We start from the raw sequence: 20,380 nt of genomic DNA, 5'->3' as shown, positions 1-20,380 counted from the left end.
CAAGCTGGTGTATGTCTTTCCGTTTCGCCATCTTCAGCTCGCTGGCCGGAGGCTCCGAGCTGAAGATGACGTGCTGGGATTAAAGGTTTCCCCGCAGTTTAGTTTCCGAGGAACCGGTCAAGCTGGCCCCACAGGCTGCCGTCCAACTTGAGGCGCAGTTTCAAGAAGAAGCCATCTTCGTAGAAGGGGCTGTCGTAGGGCAGCGTTTCCCGCGCGTGGTTGTAGCCAAGCGAGATCATGACACCCTCGTCGACAACCAGACCGGCCTCAACACCCAGCGCTTGGCTGGAGTAGCCGTGATTGTCCCACATGTGGTAGGCGTTGAGTGAGGCTTCCATCCGGTTGGGAATGATCTCTCCGGTCACGCCTGCCTGCAGAAGTTGCATCAAACCAGTGGCTTCGGCGCCATTTTCATAGCCTTGGCTGCTGTACTGACCGGCGTACTTGCCGTTCATCCGCATCCGCTCGTCGGCATCCCATGTCGCGGCCACTGACCAAAGATGGTCATTGCTTCGCACCGAATTGATCTCCAGCCGGTTCTCATACCAGGCCAATACGTTCAGCCGTGCTTCGCTCTTGGGACGATAGGCCATCCCGGCGCGCAGGCGATGGCGGTGCTTTTCCGGGCCTTTTCCGCGTCCGTCAAAGGCATAGCGGCTGCGCGCAAGCACCGTCAGATCGGGGTTCACTTGGCCCGCCAGTCCGAAATCGGCAAATGCGGTGTACCCTTCGGCTTCGATGGTCTGGTCCAGCGACGCTTCGCCAACCCACTGGCCGTTCTCCGACGTCCATTTCGCACCAAGGGCCAAGCTTGTCAGGCCGCTGTCTGGGATGCCGATGTCAAAGCTGTGCTCCAGACCCGCCCGCAGAGAGACGCGCTCATTCAGCTCCCATTTGCTGTTGACGCCCTGGACCACCTGGGTGCTTTCGTCGCCATCGGTCGTCACCTCGGAGCGGCCAGTCAGCCATTCTGTGATGCGATATTCCATGCCAAGGTGCGCGCGGGTCAGCTCATCTCCCAGCGGCCCAAAAGACAGCTCGAGTTCGCCGAAATAGCGCAGACCTTTGCGGCGTTCATAGTCGGCTCCAACCCGCAGGGTCCCCTGCTCGACGCCCATGAACGGCATCTCCAGATCGAAGTCGAACTTGAGGCCCGGTGTCGACGCCGGACGCCATTCTGCCGATTGCAGCCAAAGCAGATCGGTGCCTTCGTCAGCGTCTTCCTTGAGATCACGGGTCCACCGAACGCCGCTGGTGCGGATGGTTGTTTCGTCTACCACCCGGCGCAGAGCGAAGTCGGCGCTGATGCGCTCGGCATCCCCAAGGCGATCGTTCATGTATTCGGCGCTCGCTGACAGCGTCGACCGCTCGTTCAGCTTGGTTTCATAGGTCATCTTGACCTGATCTGCGCCAGCGCGGATGGGCGAGCCCGGAGGGTTGAACCCTTCTGTCGCGGAAGAGGCCTCGAGCTGGAAGCGCCGTTCGTCGGTCATGAACTCATACGAGAAGCGCACAGCGTTGCCTTCTTTGCCAAACCCATCTTCCGAACGGGCAATCTCGGCCTGGACGGTGGCGTTTTTGCCAACTTGGGTTTCGACAAAACCTGCGTCGATGGAGAAGCGCTCATCGGTCTGTTCCGGTCCCTCGGAGCGGATGATCCGAACGCCAGCCCGTGTGCGTTCCGAGAAATTGTAGACCCCTTCTGCGCCATAGAGCCAGTAGGTTTCCGCGCCTTCGCCATCAATCTGATAGGTGATGCGCACCGAAATCGGGTTGCCGTCGGCATCGGCCTGGCGGATCGGATAGTCAAAGATGATCGTGTTGCGGAAGTAATCCAGCGTATAGTCGACCAGCTTGCGCAGACGCTCGGTTGAGATGATTTCACCGGTGTCTTCGTCGCGCACAAGGATGTCCACTTGGTCAGAGCCTTCGCGAAAGTTCGACAGGTCAATGTCGTAAGGTCCCGAGATGCCGCGCCCATCGAATTCGACGGTTCTGCTTTGCTGCGATGTGCGCGCTGCGAAAACTGTCACTTGCGCCTTTTCGCCTTCCCAATGCGCTTTCACGCCGGTTGTCACATCGCGGTATCCGCCGAGCCGGAAAGCGGGATCTTCGGGTTCGATGGCGATGTCACCGTACAGGACATAAGACGCGCCCTTTTCAACCTTTACGAATAGGTTGGTCGAGGACTGGGCGTCAAAGCCGCGTTCCGAGTTGTCGCCATAGACCGGGTAATATTCATCGGCACGAATGTCGCGGAACAGCCGGTCTTCGGTGTCGCGATCAGAGCTGTAGCGCAGGGTCAGCAGGGCGTCGCCCCGGATGCGGCCTTTGAGGTAAACCTCGCCACGCAGCCCGGAAACAGTATCTTCGAAGGGGCTGAGCGCCTGCTCGTCGATGTGAATTTCGCCGTTTTTCAAGCCGACAGAGCCTTCGATGATACCGACGAGAATGCGGTCATCGAGATCGGGTTTGAAGAGGATACGCTTGGTGTCGGAGCCGAAGCCGCTGCGCACTTTGAGGATGTCTGGCCCGGCGTTTTGCGGCGCCAGCAGGTCAAAAGTTGCTTCGCCATTGTCGATATAGGCCTGAATGCCGGGCTGATCATCACGGATGTCGGTGACGTCCCACTTGGCGTGGCGCGCGTCGAGGGTGACAACGGACGAGGCTTGGACAACGGTGCCGCGCGCATCGAGAATGCGGACCACGATAGGGATCGCGGTGCCAGGCGAGGCGGGTGCTTCTGGCGGCGCAATGATTTCGATCTTTGCGGGATCGCCGGGCGCGGTGATGGTGATTTCGGCAGATTTGCGCGTGATACCAAAGCCGTCAGCCCCGACCAGACGCAACTTGTTGGCACCCGGATTCAGCCGCAGCGCGATGAATTCCAGAGCTTGAAGGTTGCCGCCTTTCCAGGTCGCGTGTTCACCGACCCGGTCGCGTCCGATTTCCTGACCATTGACTTCAAGTTTCAGCGTCAGATCGGCAGGGCCTTTGACCCGCAGTGTCAGGCTGCGGCGGCTTACGCTGTCGCCGTCGTTGAGGACCATGAAGCCAAAGCTTTTGTCGAGCTGTTTGATGATGGTTTCGAGCGTGCCTGCGGGAACGGCATCAGCTTCGGATTGCGCATCAGCAGGCGTTTCGATCGCCTGTTCCGCAGCTGCACGGGCACCGTAGACTTGAGAGGTGGTGGCCAACCCGGCCTCGGAGCGCACAGACCGGTTGTCAGCGTTGCCAGCGTCGATCGGAAGATCGGACAGCAGGTTGCTATCGGCCGCATCACGTGCGCCCAGGGTTTCGGCACGGCGGCGCACCTCTTCCACGGCGGCCGGAGTACAGGCCTCCAGCGGAAAGTTTTCTGCGCGCAGTTCGCCGCGCTTGAGCGCAACCAGCCGCGATCCGGCCTGAAGCATGTCAGCGACACGCGAGACCCGGGGCTTAGCGCTCAGCGGGAGAGTGGAGGATTGCAGGGCAAGTACGTGGCTGATCGGCTTGAGGCCGAACAGGGAGTATTTGCCATCGCGGTCGGTGACGACGGCCAGGCCCTGTTGCGTGACGATGCGCACACCGGGCACGCCGATTTCATCTTCGCCATCAATGATGCCGTTTTCGTTGCAATCGAGGAAGACGGTGCCAACAACGGTGGCTTCGCGAGAGAATACGCCGCCCTCTGCGTTCAGCCGCACGGTTGCCCGGGCAATATTGGACTCGCGGTATTGGCCGGTGCCGGCTTGTTCACCGTAAAGCGTGGCCTCGTTGATGCGGTCGCCGCTTTTGGTTGTCGGGGTGAAACGCACAACATACTCGAGAAGCAGGCTGTCGAGCGGCTGGATCATGCCAACCTCAAACGTCAGACCACCTGCGCCGTCGGACTTGGGATCGGCGGCTTTTTTACCGTCCACCCGGGTGGTTCCTTCGACGGCAACAGCGTTGCGCGGCAGCCGGTCAGAGATGGTGGCCAGCAGCAGCGCCTGGTCCATATTGTTGGTGGCGGTCAGGGAATACAGGACAAACTCGCCCGACTGAACCTTGGTTTTATTGGCTTTCTTCTCCAAAGCGAGCGGTACGCCATAGAAAGGGTCGAGCGGAATGTCGATCAGGCCCATCGGTCCACCAGCGTAGCTGAAGGCGAGACCGTAGGAGGCTTGCGTGTCCACGCGCCGACCATAGCCAGCAAATCCCGAGCGCACGCTGGGGAAGCTGAACGCGACGGGCGGCGTCACGTCCAGGGTATAATCGCCAGCCGGAACAATTCCGAATGCGGCAAAGCCATCGGCGCCGGAAGTTGCGGAGGCGATGAGCGTGCCAGAAGCATCGCGCAGTTCCAGCAGGGTGCCGGGCACGGGTGCGTTGGTTACGCTGTTAAAGACGTAGAGACCAGGCGAGATCGGCAGTTCAGACGTGGCGGTGATGCCGGCGCAGGTCACGGTGCCGCTCAGCACGTCACCATTGGTTGACGCGATCACGCCGTCACCGGAGACCGGCGAGAGCATTTCGGCAATTGGCAGCGGAGCGGTGACAAAGACGCCGGTGTTGGGGCCGGTCTCAGTTGCGGGAACCGTTTCGACATCGCCAGTGATTTGGCTGCGCACGTCGATCTGCACCTGATCGATGCGGAGGGTGGCGTTACAGGCCGCAGAGGACACGGACAGCACGGTGTCTGTGCCGACGTCAGCATATTCCACCGCAGCGCCGGTCACGGGATCGACGAAGTCGAGGGTGATGGTTGGCGTGCTCAGTGCGGGCAGAAAAACGGTGTTGGACGGGACGTCCAGCCGGCCGTTTGTTCCGGATATCCAGGTTTCTGCCACGTTGCGAACATCGGCCTGACCGAGCTTTGCGGGCCGCAGCACGGTGAAATTCATCTCGCGGAACTGACCTACGGGATAATCGGCGGGGTAGAGGAATGCCACCGCATCCACGTCGACGGTGTCGATGGGCATCTGCGTGATGTACTGGTGCGTGGGCGTGCCTTCGATGTGATACAGGGTCTGCATCGACAGCGTCATGCCAGCGGAGATCAGTTGGGTGTTCAGCGGCACGAGATCGCGGACAAGAACGCCGGTCACGGATGTGCCGTCTACTTCGATCGGGTCGCCTTCGATGGCGTCATATCCAACAACCGCCTGCTGCGAGTTGTTGAAGAGCCGAAGGTTGAAAGTGATCTGGGATCCGGCATCGGTTTCGCGGCGGTCGAAGGATTTCTCCAGCTGCAGTGTCGCATCAACGATCTGGGTATAGCCCATGGCCTGACCCGACGAGGTCGCGCTGATGGATGTACCGGCACCTCTGCCGATCGCGGTCAGTTCCGATTGCATGGTGTCGCCGACGCTGGCGGTGGAGGACACTTCGAAAGCGTAGATCAGAGACAGAGTCTCGCCCACACTGAGGGGGACGGTGGATGCGGCGTCGACGCGGGTATCCCCGGCATCGACGATGCCATTGCCGTTGGTGTCGATAAAGAGACCCATGTCCGAGATGGCGTTGTTCTGGCCAGTTGTGTCGACCCAAAACGACATGTCGAGCATGACATTGCCGGTGTTGGTGACGGAATACTGGTGAAAGGACTGCATGCCGCGGGTCAAGACCTGGTCTGTCCAGCCGGTGATTTCGAAGGCGGGGACTGCTGCGATATCGGCCGCAACGGTGTTTGAACTGATGGTTTCAACAAGGCCCAGGCGGGCGTTGAAGTATGTTGCAGAGGCGGTGTTGCGGATTGTCAGACCAGAGGTGGCGGTCTGAGCATCTGCTGCGCCTGCGATGCAGGAGGCAAGGAGGGTCAGCGCGAGCAACACTCGGGCAAACACTTGCGAAACGTATTTTATACCGACGAAAAACATGAACTGGCGACCCGAAAACTGATACGAGGAAAGGGGGGGTAGGGTGGTCCACCCGGCAACGTGCCGGATGGACCGATGGTGATTACTCGGAAACTTGCACGGTGAATGCGAGGCGGGCGAAGCCACCGGGGATAACCGTGTTGTGGAAGCTGTCCGCAGTGGTGCCGGTCATCGTCACGCTCGACGAAGGCTCAGCAGGGAACACTGTGTAGGTGCAGGCGCCGCCGCAGGTGTGGATCGTGGTGTAGGCCGGAGCCACATCGCGGATACGCACGTTTCCTGCATTGGATGTACCGGTGTTTTCCGCTTCGATTTGGTAGCGGATGCACTGGCCCGGCTCTACGTCGAGACGGTTCTTGGTGTAGACACCTACGGTACCGTCACAGAGCGGATCGATGTACTGCATCTTGGTCAAAGTGACGTCACCCGAGACGATGGTGATCTTGTCATCAACCGCGTTGTCAGTGGTATCGACATCTGTATCGACGGCCCCGTTCAGGCTTGTCGCCAGAGTGATGGTGCCGGTTTCGGAGACACCCGCAATCGAGCTGGACGGCGTTTGCACACGGTAGATCAGGGAGATCTGATCGCCGGCTGCGAGGCCGTTGACGCCAGGCGAGATGCCATCGACAAGGTCATCAAAGTTATCGACGATGACTTCGGTCGGGTCGATCACGCCGTTCGAGTTGGCATCCCAGTAGATCGCGCCGGAGAAGTCGGTCAGACCTGTTTGAGTGATCGCACCTTCGGTGACGTTGACGTTCGAGTTGTTGGTCACGGTGTGAACCATGTCAACGATACCGCCCGGAGCTGCTTGGGTTTCTTGATCAGCAGTGATGGCAACGTCCACGACCTTGTTGATGGTCACTTGGTTGACGATCCGGTCAGATTGGCCGGTTACAGCCGACGCAACCCGAATGTCGATTGGGTTATCGCTCGGCGGATAGCCTTCGGTCGGCGTGATCACGACGATGAAGTCTTTGTTGCCGCCAGCCGGGATGGTGCCGGTGTTGGACACAACAGTGCCGTCAAGCAGTTGGAACTCAACAGTCCATCCATCTGGGATGGCCTGAGCGAGCGACAGGTTGAAGCTGTCCGAGGTGGTGCCGCCGTTTTCGACATTCATCGGGAAGGACACCGGAACGCCGGGATCGGTGTTCGTGGTGACCCAAGGCAGGCCGCCATTGGTCGGGAATGCGCCGTCGCCTTCGGAGCCAACAACATCGTTCTCAAGGTCGATGGCCGATGCGAGAACCTGACCGGTGAATTCCGCGGTCGAGCTGTCGGACGCGCCGCTGTTTTGCGAGGTCGTGGTGACGTTTGCGGTGTATTCCGACGTCGGAACCGGTGACACATTTGTTGGCAGAGTTGCCAGCAATGTCACGCGGGTGAAGTCGCCAGAAGCAAGCGGACCAACTGTGCCAACGATCGGTGTTGCGCCATCTTCACCGACCATGCGGAAGGTGGTGCCGGCGGGGAAGTCGACGTTGGAGACATCCAGCGTGTAGCTGTCGGTCACGTTCGAGGTGTTCGAGATCACGAATTCGAACGGGATCGTTGCGCCTTGGAAAACATCGACGTTGTCGCTGACGATATCGTCTGCGGTGCCGTCGGTGTCTGTGGCCGATGCTTCGGTAAGATCACGCGTGCCGTCGAGGTTGATGCGCGTGTCGTCGATTTCCAGGCTGAACTGTTCGTCAACTGTGACCGAGGCTGTGTTCGAGTCAGGGAAGGCAGTGCCGTCGACCGACTGTGATGCAACGTTCGGAATGATACCTGCAGGCGCGCTATCGATGATGGTGGCCTTGAAGGTCACGCTACCGGAACGACCCGAGGGGATCTCGCTGATCAAGAACTGTACGGTTTGCGCGGTGTCATACGACCAAGCGATGGTCTGGCCGCCGCCGTTGGTTTGGTCAGTTGCGTTGGCTGCGTTGGCTTCGCTCAACCCGCCGGATGCGTCGGACCATGTGGCGCTGTTGGGCACGTATTCCAGTCGACCGTCAAGGATATCCTGGACGATATAGTTGTCTGCCGCGGCAAGACCGGTGCTGGAGTAGGTCAGTGTGATGGTGACTTCGTCGCCGCCGTCAACGATCGCGTTGTTGCCTGTGCCGGTTGCGGGATCGACTGTCATCGACTTGACGACTTCGACGATCGCGCCGTTCGAAATGGTCAGTGTGTCGACGTTGGCGTCAACGATGGCGTTGTCGAGAACCGATGTTGCGGTGACGTCGATGTCGTCGGTGCCGGTCTGTGTCGACGAGGCCGAAGCTTCGATGATGAAACCGTACTGCTCACCAGGCGCCAAAACCGGGGTCGAAGTGATCGGTGTGGCGCTGTCGGCGACACCGTCCATGTCCGCATCCGGATAGAACACCAGGGTTGTGTCGAGTGCGCCGGTGTTCTGTTCGACCGCGGCCAGTGTAAAGCTGTCCGGTCCGTTACCATCGTTGGTCACAATGTGCGGCAAAAAGGCTTTACCACCGGGGGCAATTGCTTCATTATTGTCGGCAACAAGAGTAAGGCCTGCAACCTGCTGTACAATCGTTTCGACCTTGTTCGAGGTCACTGTGATCGTATCGCCTGAGCTGTTGGTATATGTGGCAACGGCTTGGTTGCCGATGACGGAGCCAGCTTCGGGGGCGGCAGCGTAAGCTGCTGTACCGATAACCGTTAGGATCGCGACAGCACTACAGCCGCGCTTAAAGTACGCTTGATGTTTCACGTTATTTCACCATTAAAAAAGTCTGAGTGGACGGGGGTGTGACCCCCCGGGAACTGTGGCAGTCGTTTAGTTGACGACCACCCGATACGAATTCAGGGCATTTTCCCCAGCTGGCAGTGAGGCATCGAGCGTCCAGCGGACGGCCTCGACGATTTCTTCTGGCACGGGCTCAAGGCGAACCGTCCCATCCTCTTCGATAATTTTGCGCATGGCGGGAAGGGTCGACCATTCCAGCCCTGGCAGTTCGGGGTCCATTTCTGCCTGGACCTCGAATGTGGCGTCGAGCGAGCTTTGCTCGGTGCCCATCTTCAAGCTGACGCCGTCCGGGATCGGGCCGACGATCACAAGTTCATTCACCTCGTCGTCTGTGAGGTTTTCGTGTTTGATCGTGAAGTGGATCAGTTCGCCGGGCTTGACTGTCGAGCGTTCGACAAGCTCCTCGGCACCGCTTTCGTCGATGTCGACGATATGCAGGTCGATGTGTGAACGCAGCTCACCGGCAGCGAGTGCAAGAGTACTTCCTGCCAGCATCAATGCTGCAAGACCTGCACGGGTTAAAGTTGGTACGATAGACATTACTATATTTACTCCTGTTCACTGCCGTTTCTGGCATTCGCACTACTGTTGCATCGCGTCATTCAAAGCGCCTCGGACTGAGGTAAGCGATGACTGCATTTGGCCTAACACGGCATTTTCTAACAACCTGTTACGCGGATAGGATTGATGGCCTTCAGGAGGGGGAGTTGGTCGCAAAAGCGCTGCCGAACGCCGAAAGAACGGGGCGGTGATCGCTTCGAATAGGGGCAACTAACCTAAGGTATACTGCGGTTTCGCAGGTTTTCCCCTGGTCGCGCTGTCGGCGGCTGCAATGTCTCGACAATTCTACGGAACTGCCGTCGCAAACCCCGGTATCTGCTGCGCGAACGGAATAATTGCAGCAAAAGGCGAATCGGAGAATCGGCAGTATGCCCGTCAGACTCGCTGGAGCGGCCTCTGACACTTTGGGAGTGCCGGGCGCGCGTTCGGACATGCAAAACGCAAAAGAGGCCGCCAATGGCGACCTCTGTTAACGGTGGTATCTGTCAGCTGCTGTGGCGCGACGTCTTAGATAAAGCCGGCTTCCTTGGCGATCAGCGCCGCATGGGTCCGGTTGCGCGCGTTCAGCTTGCGGCTCAGCGTCTTGACGTGCAGCTTGACCGTGACCTCTTGCAAATCCAGGTCGCGGGCGATGGCCTTGTTGGATTGTGCCTTGGTGAGGCCAACCAACACCTGCTTTTCCCGTTCCGTCAGCAAGGTATCGAAGGAATGCGAACTCTCGTCTTCCTTCTGCGCCATGAAACTGACCGGGGCAAAGGTTTCGCCCGCCGCCATAAACTTGACCGCGTTGCGCAGCGACTTCGCGGCCATCGTCTTGGGCAGGAACCCGGCGGCCCCGGCCTCAAGCGCCTCTTCGGCGACGGCGCGGGAGGCGGTGCCCGACAATATACCAACCGGGTTTCGACCGTTGACCTCGATCGCCTCTTTCAGGCCATCAAGCCCGTTCATCCCCGGCATGTCGAAATCCAGCAGCACAAGATCAAACGGGCCTTTCTGCCGGATCAGCGCCAGCGCCCCCCCCAGATCGTCTGCGGTGTGCACCTGGGTGCCATCCCCCTCGAGGAAGGCGGCAATCGTGTCTCGGACCAATTCGTGATCGTCAGCTATCAGCACGTGCATTATGTCAGTTCCTTTCCGACCGCACTCCGGCCAAACTCATTCACTTTCGGCCACTTGCCCAAATTACATCGGCTTTTGTCCGCGATATGCCGGACGCATTCATTATCCGACATGTATGCTTTAGCGTCGGCGTTCATCACCGATCAACCCTTATTTGTTTCAACAATACGACTGCAACTCACTCGCTATGCGAAAGGATATACCGATCACCCGAAATCGCCGGTGCAGTATGCCTTCACGCGAGCGTATGTTAGCGCGACAAAGATCGAACGGTAAGTAGTAAGGATATTCAGATGACCCATACCACCAAACGCACATTTTCCAGTGGCCTGATGGCTCTTGCTGCTATTGCGATGTCCGCAAGCGGCGCATGGGCCGAGATGATGGACGCCCCCAAAGGCGACATCATCCTGACCGTCAGCGGAAATATCCACGCGCATAACAATGAGGATACGGCAGCGTTTGACCTCGATATGCTCAAGGCGCTTCCGACCACCGAGTTCACCACCAGCACGATCTGGACCGATGGCCCGCAGACTTTCACCGGGGTCGAGCTCAAGACTTTCCTGGAAACGCTGGACGCGCACGGTGACATCATCGAAGCGACCGCGATCAATGACTATGCCGTCGAAATCCCGATGACCGATGCAGTTGAGGGGGGCGCGATGCTGGCCTATCTGAGCGATGGCGAGGAAATGTCACGCCGTGACAAGGGGCCGATTTGGTTGGTGTATCCCTTTGATTCGAATGACGATTACCGTTCTGAAACGATCTATAGCCGCAGCATATGGCAGCTTGACCGCCTGAGCGTGAAATAAGACCCAATTCGGAAAGCGGTAAAGATGGCGACTGGCACCAACCACCTCAACAACGAAAAAAAGTGGCATCGCGGGCTTAGGCTCGTGGCGATAGCGCTTATTCTCGGCGGCTTTGTTGCAGCCGCTTATATTGCCAGCGATCTGACCCGCAAGATTGTCGATCTGCGTGAGGTTCCGCGCGATAATATCCAGTGGAACACCGCGCAGCTTGAGGTCGACTACCTCAAAATGCGGACCGCGCTGACGGCTGCGTCCGAAAACCCCGAGGCACTGGGGCAGTTTCGCAAGCGGTATGACATCTTCTATAGCCGGGTGAAGGTGATCGAAGGCGCGACACGGACTTTGCCCATCAATGACAACGATGGGCTGCGCAGGGACCGGCAGGCTCTGGATCATTTCCTGAGAATATCAGAGCCGTTGGTCGATTCGCCCGATGCGGTTCTGCTGGCTGAATTGCCCCAGATCGAACAACGGCTAGAGGTCATCCGCGATGCGCCGCGCGATTTTGCTCTGGGCACAGTGCAGGTGATGGCGCGTATATCGGACACACAAAGGCTTGAGATCATCGACGTGTTGCGCGAACTGGCGATTGCCAGCTTCGTGGTGGTCGGCGCTTTGCTGATGTCGCTTGGGGCGGTGACGGTACAACGGGTCGAGCTGACGCGCCGTGCCTCGGAAATCACGCGGGCCGGGCGGATGCGTGAATCGACCCTGCGCGCTGCGCTCGATGCGATTGTGGTGATCGACGAAGAGGGGCGGATTTCCGATTACAACAGCTCTGCGGAGAAGCTTTTCGGCTACCACCGCGACGAAATCATTGGCCAATCGCTGGCGCAGACCATCGTGCCGCCTGCTTTTCGCGACGCGCATATCGCGGGGTTCAAGAACTACGCCTCGGCCGAAAAATCCGGCATCGTCGATCAGGGCCGGATGGAGCTGGTGGCGTTGCACAAGGACGGCCACGAGTTCCCGATTGAGATCTCAATCTCCGAGGTGACGGGCGAGACGGGGCCGAATTTTGTGTCCTACATTCGGGACATCACCGACGAGAAACTGGCCAAGGCCGAATTGCAGCAAGCCCGCGACAAGGCGCTGACCGCGTTCCGCGAAAAATCCCACTTCTTCGCCGTCATGAGCCATGAGATGCGCACGCCGCTGAATGGCATCATGTCTGCGCTGAACCTAATGCGCGACGAGCCGATGTCCGAGCGGCAAGAGCGGTTTGTCGGCATAGCCGAATCGTCAAGCCAGGTGCTGCTGTCGCATATTGACGATGTTCTGCTGATCGAACGGCTGGATTCCGGCGAAGTCAGCTCCACGCCGGTGCCGTTCCGTCCGGCCGAGCTGATCGAAGAGCTTGCCGACCGTATGCGGCCCCTTGCGAACCAGCAAAACACCGTGCTGGTCACCGAATATTCCGGCCCGGGTGTCGCCGTTTTGGGCCAGAGCCGGGCGTTTCAGCAGGTGTTGATGAATCTGGTGAGCAACGCCATCAAGTTCACGCCCAGTGGCAAGGTGACAATCCGCACCCGCGCGAAACCAACAGGCGCGTCTTCGATAAAGTTGGACATTGCGGTGATCGACACTGGTGTCGGCATTTCCACGCAAGATCAGGCGCGGATTTTCGATGATTTCGTGACAGTCGACTCGCCGTATGAACGGACCGCGTCGGGCACCGGGCTTGGACTTGGCATTGTGCGCCGGCTGGTCTCGCAGATGGGGGGCGAGGTGACTTGCGAAAGCGTGCCTGACAGAGGAACGACCTTCCGCATCACCCTCACGCTTGATCTTGCGTCTGACGAGAGCCTCGCGGAATTGCCGCCGCCCGACACGCTCGACACCGGGGCCAATGTCATACGGTCGATGAATGTTCTGATCGTTGAGGACAATCCGATCAACGCCGAAGTGCTTGAGGCTATGTTGGTGCGCGAAGGCCAAAAAGTATCGCTGGCGCGGGACGGGTTTGAGGGGGTGCATGTGGCCAGCCGCGCGCATTTCGACCTGATCCTGATGGATGTCAGCATGCCGAACATGAACGGGATAAAGGCCACGCAGGAAATTCGTGCGTCGCGCGGGCTGTCGAAAACCTCGCCGATTTATGCGGTGACCGCGCATGCGATGCCGCAGGAAGTGGAAGAGTTCATGGCCGCCGGCATGGCGGGCTGCGTTCTCAAACCGATCAAACCGGCTGCCTTGCTCAAGGTGCTGCGCGATACGGCACATGCGAAAGATGCGAGCGAAGAAAGAGACGCGGCCAGCGACAGCGCCGCTGCGCCGGTGGCCCAAGACACGATGCTCGACCATGAAACGATGGACGATCTGTCGGATCTGCTCGGGGCCGAGAAATTTGGACAGAAACTTGCGGCGTTCATCGAGGAATCCGCCAAGGCAATGACCGACATCGAAGCGGCGAGGAGCGCGGGCGATATCGAAGGTCTTCAACGACACGCCCATAAACTCGCAGGTTCCTGTGGCGTCTTTGGCGCGTCGGAACTGCATGCGGATTTGCAAACGATTGAAGCGCTGTGCAAGTCGGGCGAAGAAAAGGCCGCTCTGGAAGAAGCGGCCTCTGTCGGAAAGACTTGGGAGGCGACCCGCACCGCGCTGAACGCTGTGGCGGGTCGCGCGTAAGGCGCGTCAGGAACTGCCCAGAATGCGCTTCACATAGTTCTTGGTCTCACGATACGGCGGTACGCCGCCGTATTTGCGCACCGCACCTGGCCCGGCATTGTACGCCGCCAGCGCCAGTTTCCAGTCGCCGAACCTGTCGTATTGTTCGCGCAGGTACTTTGCGCCGCCGCGGATGTTTTGCGCCGGATCATGCGGATTGACCTTAAGATCGCGGGCCGTGCCCGGCATCAACTGCGTCAATCCGATTGCGCCCACGGGGGACCGCGCATTGCGGTTCCATCCGCTTTCCTGCTGAATCAAAGCCAGAAACAGCGCTTCGGGGATATTGTGGGCCTGTGCCTGCCGCTTGGCCTCATCGAGGTACAAAGCAACATGCTTGCCCCGCGGATTGGCCTTGATACCGGCAAGCGACGTAGGCGACGACCGATAGGCACTGCCCTTGGTCGAGGTCGTGGCATTCGCCGCCGCGCCTTCGGTCGAGGTGACGTCAACCCGCCGATCAAGCACGGCGGATTGCATTTTTAACAGCTTCATCCGGTCAGCGCCGGATTTGCTGAACAGTGAGTTGCTCATTCCTGCCGTTGGGCAGGCAAGCGCACAGATTAACAGAATTTTACTCGTTACATACAAAGTTACACCCTCCAAGAAACAGCTACCAAAGAATTGCTAACAAATTCGGAACGTGAGTCGGGTGATGCAAAAGGTGGTTAACGCGCGCGGATGGCGGGCTGCCCTATCCTTTCGAGAGTTTCAGCGCGTGATTGGGCTGTTCTGATGCGGCGCGCAGGGGCATTTTGGCCATCGGTGTGTGTGCTTTTGGGGCCGGCGCTCTGCCAAAGATCAAACAATTTTAGATATTTAGGCCCAGGTCATCCCCGAGATTCACCCTTGATCGTCATCCCGAAGGCCGACATGGCGGCGCGCGACGGCCATCGATTTCACCAGCGCATGACAGGTTTGCCCAACCTCCAGCCCCAGTTGGCGCACCGAGCGTTGGGTGATCCGCGCCAACAGCAGTTCGTCGCCAACCGTCAGCGACACCATCGCACCGGGGCCAGCGCCGGGCAGAATGCTGTCGATTACGCCCGGAATGATGTTGAGCGCCGAGGTGCCCTCGGGCCGGGCGCGCGACAGCAGGACGTCATGCGCCATGATCCGCACCCGCACCACATCGCCCGTCGCCCCGCCAATCCGCGGCAGCCACAGCGGCCCGTTCGCGCCAGTCAACCGGGTCAGGCCGTCGTCTTCATGCGCGGCAATCCGAGCCGTCAGCGTGGAGCTGGCCGCGCGCAGCCCCATACGGCGCAGCGCACGCGGATCTTGCAGGATATCGTCGGTCGGCCCGGCGCGCAGCACGCGGCCCGCGTCAATCACCACGATCCTGTCGGCCAGCCTGCGGGCCTCCTCCATATCATGCGTCACCAGCACCACGGGCATGGCCAGATGCGCCCGCAAGCGCTCAATCTCGGTGTACAGCGCTTCGCGCGTTCCATGATCCACCGCCGAAAACGGTTCATCCAGCAACAAGACCGCAGGGTCGCGCGCCAAGGCCCGCGCCACGGCGACCCGCTGTTTCTGTCCGCCCGACAGCGCATCGGGGCGGCGGGCCTCCAAGCCGTCGAGATGCACGAGACTCAATAGATCGCGCGCGCGCGCGAGATCGGCCCCGGCGGCCATCACATTGCCCAGCGCCGTCATCTGCGGAAACAGCGCATACGATTGCGGCACGAGGCCCAACCGCCGCCGATGGGTAGCCAGATTGATGCCCTGCGCAGTGTCGAGCCAGGTCTCGCCGTTCACGGCCACGCGCCCTTCGGCGGGGTGCCACAGCCCGGCAATCGTCCGCAACACGGTGGATTTCCCGGCGCCCGACGGCCCGACCAGCGCCAGCAGCTCGCCCGGCGCGACCTGAAATGCCACGTCCAGCGGGATCGGCGTGCTTGCGCGGGCTTTGACCTCAAGCGCCATCAGGACAGCCGCCGCCCGGCCCGCGCCGAGAGCCAGAAGGTCACTGCGATGGTGATAAGCGAAATGGCCAGCAACACGCCCGACATTTGCGCCGCACCGGCCATGTCAAATGCCTGCACCCGGTCATAGATCGAAATGGCGATGGTGCGGGTTTCGCCGGGGATCGAGCCGCCGACCATTAGAACGATGCCGAACTCGCCCAAGGTATGCGCGAAGGTCAGCACCATGCCGGTCAGCACGCCGGGCCAGGCCAGCGGCAATTCCACCGCCCTGAGCGCCCGCAACGGCGACATCCCGCAGCAGGCCGCCGCCTCGCGCACCTCTTGCGGCACCGCCTCAAACCCGCGCTGGGCGGGCTGGAGCGCGAAGGGCAGGTTGAACAGCACCGAGGCCGCCACCAGCCCCTCGAAGGAAAACACCAGCGAGCCGCCGAACAGGGTTTCCCAGAGGTGCCCCACCGGGCTGGCGGCGCCGAAGGCCACCAGCAGGTAAAACCCAAGCACCGTGGGCGGCAGGACCAGCGGCAGGATCACCAGCGCCTCGACCGCGCCTTTGCCGGTGAAGCGGTGGTAGGCGAGGAAGCGACCGAGGAAGATGGCGACGGGCAAGAGCAGCGCAACGGTCCACCCCGCGAGGTGCAGTGACAGCCAAAGCGCCTGCCAATCCATCAGATTTCCTCCGGCGGAGCAAAGCCGTGATTGGCAAAGATCGCTTGCGCCTCGGGGGTTTGCAGAAAGGTGAACAGCGCTTTGGCGGTGTCGCTTGCCGTGGCGGTCAGCGCCATATGTTGCCGCAACGGGCTGTGCCACTCCGCCGGGATCAAAGCCGACGTGCCCAGCGCCGCCACCGGCCCGGCAGCGGCCAGCGAGGCGGCGATCAGCCCGCCATCGGCATTGCCCGAAACCGCGAATTGTGCCGCCTGCGCGACGTTTTCGCCAAAGACCAAATGCGGTTGCAGCGGCGCCCACAGCCCCCGATGGCTCAGCGCTTCCTGTGCACGCAGGCCATAGGGCGCATGGTCGGGATTGGCGATGGCAAAGCGTTTCAGCGCGCCGCTGTCGAGCGCCGTGGCCAGACCGTCAAGCTGCGGATCAACGGCCAGCGTGCCGCCCTTGGGCACGATCAACGCCAGCCGCCCCAGCGCATAGACGGTGCCGGTGTCGGGCAGGGTGCCCTCTTTGGCGAGCCGGGTGACATAGGTTTCATCCGCCGACAGAAAGACCTCGAACGGCGCGCCATTGCGGATTTGCTGCGCCAGTGTGCCGGAGGAGCCATAGGCAACACGGATCGGCCCGCCGCCGCTGGCCGCGAATGCCGTCAGCAAATCGGGCAGGGCAAAGCGCAATGAGGCGGCGGCGGCAATGACAGGGGCGCCACCGGCCCGCGCGGGCAGGGCGAGCGCCGCGGCGCTCATCGCCAGAAAATGTCGCCGCGTCAGGTGCATGGCGGATAGGGCCCTCAATATTTCCCGAACCTTACTTTCCCTGCGCCCACGATCCAAGCCCGACCTCAGGCCAACATGGCACTGCGTCCCTTGTGGTTGTCGAATCAAATTCATTCCGTTATTCATGAATTATGGAAATAGAGATCACAGAGAAACTTGCCGCCCTGAGCCATCCGCAACGCCTTGCGGTGTTTCGCCTGTTGGTGCGGCGGTGCCCGGATGCGCTGCCTGCGGGGGAAATCGCGCAGGTGCTGGATCTGAAAGCCTCCACCGCCTCGGTCTATCTGGCGACGCTGACGCGCTCTGGGCTGATTACCCAAGCGCGGCGCGGCACCTCGCTGCTTTATGCGCTTGATCCGGGGGCGGCGCGGATGCTGGTGACGGATCTGTTTCTTGACTGTTGCCGGGGCCGCCCGGACCTTCGCCCGCCATTGCCCGAAACCGTTTCTCTGTCTGATAGGAGCGCTGCCATGACGGACCGGAAATTCAACGTCTTGTTCATCTGCACCGGAAACTCTGCCCGCTCGATCTTTGCCGAAGCCATTCTGCGGCATGAGGCGGGCGACCGTTTCAACGCCTATTCCGCCGGAACGCGCCCCTATTCCGAGCTGAACCCCTTTGCCGTGGACATGCTGAACGCAAAAGGGCTGGCGACCGGCGATCTGCGCGCCAAGACCGTGTCGGAATTTCAAGGGCCGGACGCGCCGCCATTGGACTTTGTCTTCACCGTCTGCGATCGCGCCGCGAATGAGGAGTGCCCGGCCTGGGACGGCCAACCGATCAGCGCCCATTGGGGCCTGCCCGATCCAGTCCGCGCAGAGGGGACGGACGCGGAAAAGATCCTCGCCTTTCAACAAACCTACGCAATGATGCGCCATCGTATCATGGCATTCGCGGCTTTGCCGATGGACACGCTCGACCGCGTGTCGCTTCAACACAAGGTCGATGACATCGGCCGAAACAAGGACATGATATGACCACCTATGCACTGAACGGGCTGGGCCGGATGGGCAAGCTTGCCCTGCGCCCGCTGCTGGAACGCGGCGCGACAATCGCCTGGATCAACGATGCGGTCGGTGATCCGGCGATGCAGGCGCATTTGCTGGAATTTGATTCTGTGCATGGCCGTTGGGCCGCCGACTTTGCGGCTGACGAGGCCAGCATCACCATCGACGGCACCCGCATTCCCTGTCACCAGACCGCTGATCTGGGTGCGCTGCCGCTCGACGGCGTTGATGTGGTGATCGATTGCACCGGCGTTTTCAAAACCGAGGCGGCGTTGCAGCCTTATTTCGATGCGGGGGTGAAAAAGGTGGTGGTGTCTGCGCCGGTCAAGGACGGGCCGACCGCCAATATCGTCTATGGTGTGAACAATGAGGTCTATGATCCGGCGCTGCATGCCATCGTGACGGCAGCAAGTTGCACCACCAATTGCCTCGCGCCCGTGGTCAAGGTGATCCACGAAAACATCGGCATCCGCCATGGTTCGATCACCACGATCCACGACGTGACCAACACCCAGACCATCGTGGACCGCCCCGCCAAAGACCTGCGGCGCGCGCGCTCGGCGCTTAATTCGCTGATCCCGACCACCACGGGATCGGCCACCGCGATCACGCTGATCTATCCGGAGCTGACGGGCAAGCTGAACGGCCACGCGGTGCGCGTGCCGCTGCTCAATGCCTCGCTGACCGATTGCGTGTTTGAGGTGGCGCGCGAGACGACGGCAGAGGAGGTCAACGCGCTGTTCAAGGCGGCCGCTGATGGGCCGCTGAAGGGCATTCTTGGCTATGAAACCCGGCCTTTGGTGTCGTCGGATTACACCAACGATCCGCGCTCTTCGATCATTGATGCGCCGTCGACGATGGTGGTGAACGGGACGCAGGTGAAGATCTATGCGTGGTATGACAACGAATGGGGCTATGCCAATCGGCTGGTTGATGTGGCGTTGATGGTGGGGGCCTCGGTGTGACACGCCCGCCCGGTTTTGCCGCTTATGTGGCGGTGACGGCGGCCTATTGGGCCTTTATGCTGACCGATGGCGCGCTGCGGATGTTGGTGCTGTTGCACTTTCACACGCTGGGATTCAGCCCGGTGCAGTTGGCCTATCTGTTTGTGCTCTACGAGGTCGCGGGCGTTGTCACCAACCTCTCAGCCGGCTGGATCGCGGCGCGCTTTGGCCTGACCACGACGCTTTATGCCGGGCTTGGGTTGCAGGTGGTGGCGCTCTTGGCGCTGGCGCAGCTTGATCCGGGGTGGTCGGTGGCGGCCTCGGTGGTGTTTGTGATGCTGGTGCAGGGCGCGTCGGGCGTGGCCAAGGACTTGGCCAAGATGTCATCGAAGTCGGCGGTCAAGCTGTTGGCGCCAAAGGAAAACGGTGGGTTGTTTCGCTGGGTGGCGCTGCTGACCGGGTCGAAGAACGCGGTCAAAGGGTTGGGCTTTCTGCTGGGGGCGGCGGCGCTGGGGACCGTGGGCTTTGTGCCTTCGGTGCTGGGGATGGCGGCGATCTTGGCGGTTATTCTGGCCGGTGTGGCGCTCAAGATGCCCGCTGGCCTGCCCGCCGGGCGCAAGGACGCGAAATTCCGCGAGGTGTTTTCCGACAATCGCAACATCAACTGGCTGAGCGCGGCGCGGGTTTTCCTGTTCGGCGCGCGCGATGTCTGGTTTGTGGTCGGCATCCCGATCTATTTCTACGCCGTGCTGTCGGATGGCACCGAGGCGGGCAACCGCGCGACGTTCTTTATGATCGGCACGTTTATGGCGGTCTGGATCATCCTTTACGGCGCGGTGCAGGCGGCGGCCCCGAAGCTGCTGCGCGCCAAGACCCGCCCCGACGCCGAGATCACCGCGCTGGCCCGGCATTGGGCGGCGGCGCTGTTTGTGGTGCCTGCGGTGCTGGCGGCTTTGGTGGCGATTGCGGGGGCGCCGGCGCCGTGGCTGACCGTCAGTCTGGTGATCGGGTTGTTGGTGTTTGGCGCGCTGTTTGCGGTCAATTCCGCGCTACACTCTTACCTCATCCTTGCCTTCACCAGCGCAGAGCGGGTGACGCTGGATGTGGGGTTTTACTATATGGCGAACGCGGCGGGGCGGCTGTTGGGAACGGTGCTGTCGGGGGTGGCCTATCAGCTGGGCGGTGTGGCGCTGTGCCTTGCCACCGCGGCTGTGATGATCGCGCTTGCTTGGGCGGCCACGGCCAAGCTGAAGGTGTAACAGGACAAAGGCAGCCGCAGCACAG

Annotated in this window: 13 protein-coding genes; 5 read left to right on the top strand and 8 right to left on the bottom strand. The window is 60.7% G+C overall.

Features of this window, described 5'->3' with window-relative positions; translation table 11 throughout:
- Positions 1–98 precede the first annotated feature (98 nt).
- From ACW9UO_RS09055 to ACW9UO_RS09040, 4 genes are all read right to left on the bottom strand, one after another.
- Positions 99–5,840 carry a hypothetical protein gene (locus tag ACW9UO_RS09055; RefSeq protein ID WP_457085496.1) on the bottom strand — a complete coding sequence of 1,914 codons (5,742 nt, stop codon included), beginning with the start codon at positions 5,838–5,840 and terminating at the stop codon, positions 99–101.
- Between the two features lie 82 nt (positions 5,841–5,922).
- Positions 5,923–8,568 carry a COG1470 family protein gene (locus ACW9UO_RS09050; RefSeq protein ID WP_457085495.1) on the bottom strand — a complete coding sequence of 882 codons (2,646 nt, stop codon included), beginning with the start codon at positions 8,566–8,568 and terminating at the stop codon, positions 5,923–5,925.
- A 66-nt stretch (positions 8,569–8,634) separates the two neighbouring features.
- Positions 8,635–9,144 (bottom strand): hypothetical protein, encoded by a 510-nt coding sequence (locus ACW9UO_RS09045; protein ID WP_457085494.1) that lies wholly within the window; start codon positions 9,142–9,144, stop codon positions 8,635–8,637.
- A 528-nt stretch (positions 9,145–9,672) separates the two neighbouring features.
- Complete coding sequence (locus ACW9UO_RS09040) at positions 9,673–10,284, bottom strand: response regulator transcription factor (protein WP_457085493.1); 612 nt, start codon at positions 10,282–10,284, stop codon at positions 9,673–9,675.
- A 293-nt stretch (positions 10,285–10,577) separates the two neighbouring features.
- On the opposite strand from ACW9UO_RS09040, the gene ACW9UO_RS09035 reads away from it, so the two are divergent.
- Together ACW9UO_RS09035 and ACW9UO_RS09030 are read left to right on the top strand one after the other, a co-directional pair.
- On the top strand, positions 10,578–11,102 hold the full coding sequence (locus tag ACW9UO_RS09035) for a putative pterin-binding protein (protein ID WP_457085492.1): 525 nt from the start codon (positions 10,578–10,580) through the stop codon (positions 11,100–11,102).
- A 24-nt stretch (positions 11,103–11,126) separates the two neighbouring features.
- Entirely contained in the window at positions 11,127–13,733 is a 2,607-nt protein-coding gene (locus ACW9UO_RS09030) for an ATP-binding protein (protein ID WP_457085491.1), read from the top strand.
- Between the two features lie 6 nt (positions 13,734–13,739).
- On the opposite strand, the gene ACW9UO_RS09025 is transcribed toward ACW9UO_RS09030, so the two are convergent.
- From ACW9UO_RS09025 to modA, 4 genes are all read right to left on the bottom strand, one after another.
- Positions 13,740–14,306, bottom strand: a complete 567-nt coding sequence (locus ACW9UO_RS09025) for a lytic transglycosylase domain-containing protein (RefSeq protein ID WP_457085490.1) — start codon at positions 14,304–14,306, stop codon at positions 13,740–13,742.
- Positions 14,307–14,615: 309 nt separating this feature from the next.
- Positions 14,616–15,701, bottom strand: coding sequence for a molybdenum ABC transporter ATP-binding protein (locus tag ACW9UO_RS09020; protein WP_457085489.1), 1,086 nt, complete (start codon positions 15,699–15,701; stop codon positions 14,616–14,618).
- The gene (modB, locus tag ACW9UO_RS09015) at positions 15,701–16,369 is read right to left on the bottom strand and encodes a molybdate ABC transporter permease subunit (RefSeq protein WP_457085488.1); all 669 of its coding nucleotides are present in this window, start codon (positions 16,367–16,369) and stop codon (positions 15,701–15,703) included. Before modB ends, ACW9UO_RS09020 begins: the two co-directional genes overlap by 1 nt.
- Positions 16,369–17,145: a molybdate ABC transporter substrate-binding protein gene (gene modA / locus ACW9UO_RS09010; RefSeq protein WP_457085487.1), complete on the bottom strand. Its 777-nt coding sequence runs from the start codon at positions 17,143–17,145 to the stop codon at positions 16,369–16,371. Before modA ends, modB begins: the two co-directional genes overlap by 1 nt.
- Before the next feature lie 131 nt (positions 17,146–17,276).
- Here modA and ACW9UO_RS09005 point away from each other — a divergent pair, with 131 nt between their 5' ends.
- Genes ACW9UO_RS09005 through arsJ form a run of 3 tightly spaced genes read left to right on the top strand, consistent with a single transcriptional unit; the run spans position 17,277 to position 20,355 of the window.
- A complete protein-coding gene (locus ACW9UO_RS09005) occupies positions 17,277–18,122 on the top strand; it encodes an arsenate reductase/protein-tyrosine-phosphatase family protein (RefSeq protein WP_457085486.1) in 846 nt (281 codons plus the stop codon).
- Positions 18,119–19,117, top strand: coding sequence for an ArsJ-associated glyceraldehyde-3-phosphate dehydrogenase (locus ACW9UO_RS09000; RefSeq protein WP_457085485.1), 999 nt, complete (start codon positions 18,119–18,121; stop codon positions 19,115–19,117). Before ACW9UO_RS09005 ends, ACW9UO_RS09000 begins: the two co-directional genes overlap by 4 nt.
- A complete protein-coding gene (gene arsJ, locus ACW9UO_RS08995) occupies positions 19,114–20,355 on the top strand; it encodes an organoarsenical effux MFS transporter ArsJ (RefSeq protein WP_457085484.1) in 1,242 nt (413 codons plus the stop codon). The genes ACW9UO_RS09000 and arsJ overlap by 4 nt, the downstream gene beginning before the upstream one ends.
- The last annotated feature ends 25 nt before the right edge of the window (positions 20,356–20,380 follow it).

Source organism: Marinovum sedimenti (genome assembly GCF_054052205.1).
Note: the sequence above shows the minus strand (reverse complement) of the source record. Positions and strands in the feature narration are given on the sequence as shown.

What these genes read in the sequence shown, in the direction of transcription:
- ACW9UO_RS09055 (WP_457085496.1), bottom strand. Translation starts at nt 5,840, where the DNA reads ATGTTTTTCGTCGGTATAAAATACGTTTCGCAAGTGTTTGCCCGAGTG.
- ACW9UO_RS09045 (WP_457085494.1), bottom strand. Translation starts at nt 9,144, where the DNA reads ATGTCTATCGTACCAACTTTAACCCGTGCAGGTCTTGCAGCATTGATG.
- ACW9UO_RS09040 (WP_457085493.1), bottom strand. Translation starts at nt 10,284, where the DNA reads ATGCACGTGCTGATAGCTGACGATCACGAATTGGTCCGAGACACGATT.
- ACW9UO_RS09035 (WP_457085492.1), top strand. Translation starts at nt 10,578, where the DNA reads ATGACCCATACCACCAAACGCACATTTTCCAGTGGCCTGATGGCTCTT.
- ACW9UO_RS09030 (WP_457085491.1), top strand. Translation starts at nt 11,127, where the DNA reads ATGGCGACTGGCACCAACCACCTCAACAACGAAAAAAAGTGGCATCGC.
- ACW9UO_RS09025 (WP_457085490.1), bottom strand. Translation starts at nt 14,306, where the DNA reads ATGAGCAACTCACTGTTCAGCAAATCCGGCGCTGACCGGATGAAGCTG.
- ACW9UO_RS09020 (WP_457085489.1), bottom strand. Translation starts at nt 15,701, where the DNA reads ATGGCGCTTGAGGTCAAAGCCCGCGCAAGCACGCCGATCCCGCTGGAC.
- modB (WP_457085488.1), bottom strand. Translation starts at nt 16,369, where the DNA reads ATGGATTGGCAGGCGCTTTGGCTGTCACTGCACCTCGCGGGGTGGACC.
- modA (WP_457085487.1), bottom strand. Translation starts at nt 17,145, where the DNA reads ATGCACCTGACGCGGCGACATTTTCTGGCGATGAGCGCCGCGGCGCTC.
- ACW9UO_RS09005 (WP_457085486.1), top strand. Translation starts at nt 17,277, where the DNA reads ATGGAAATAGAGATCACAGAGAAACTTGCCGCCCTGAGCCATCCGCAA.
- ACW9UO_RS09000 (WP_457085485.1), top strand. Translation starts at nt 18,119, where the DNA reads ATGACCACCTATGCACTGAACGGGCTGGGCCGGATGGGCAAGCTTGCC.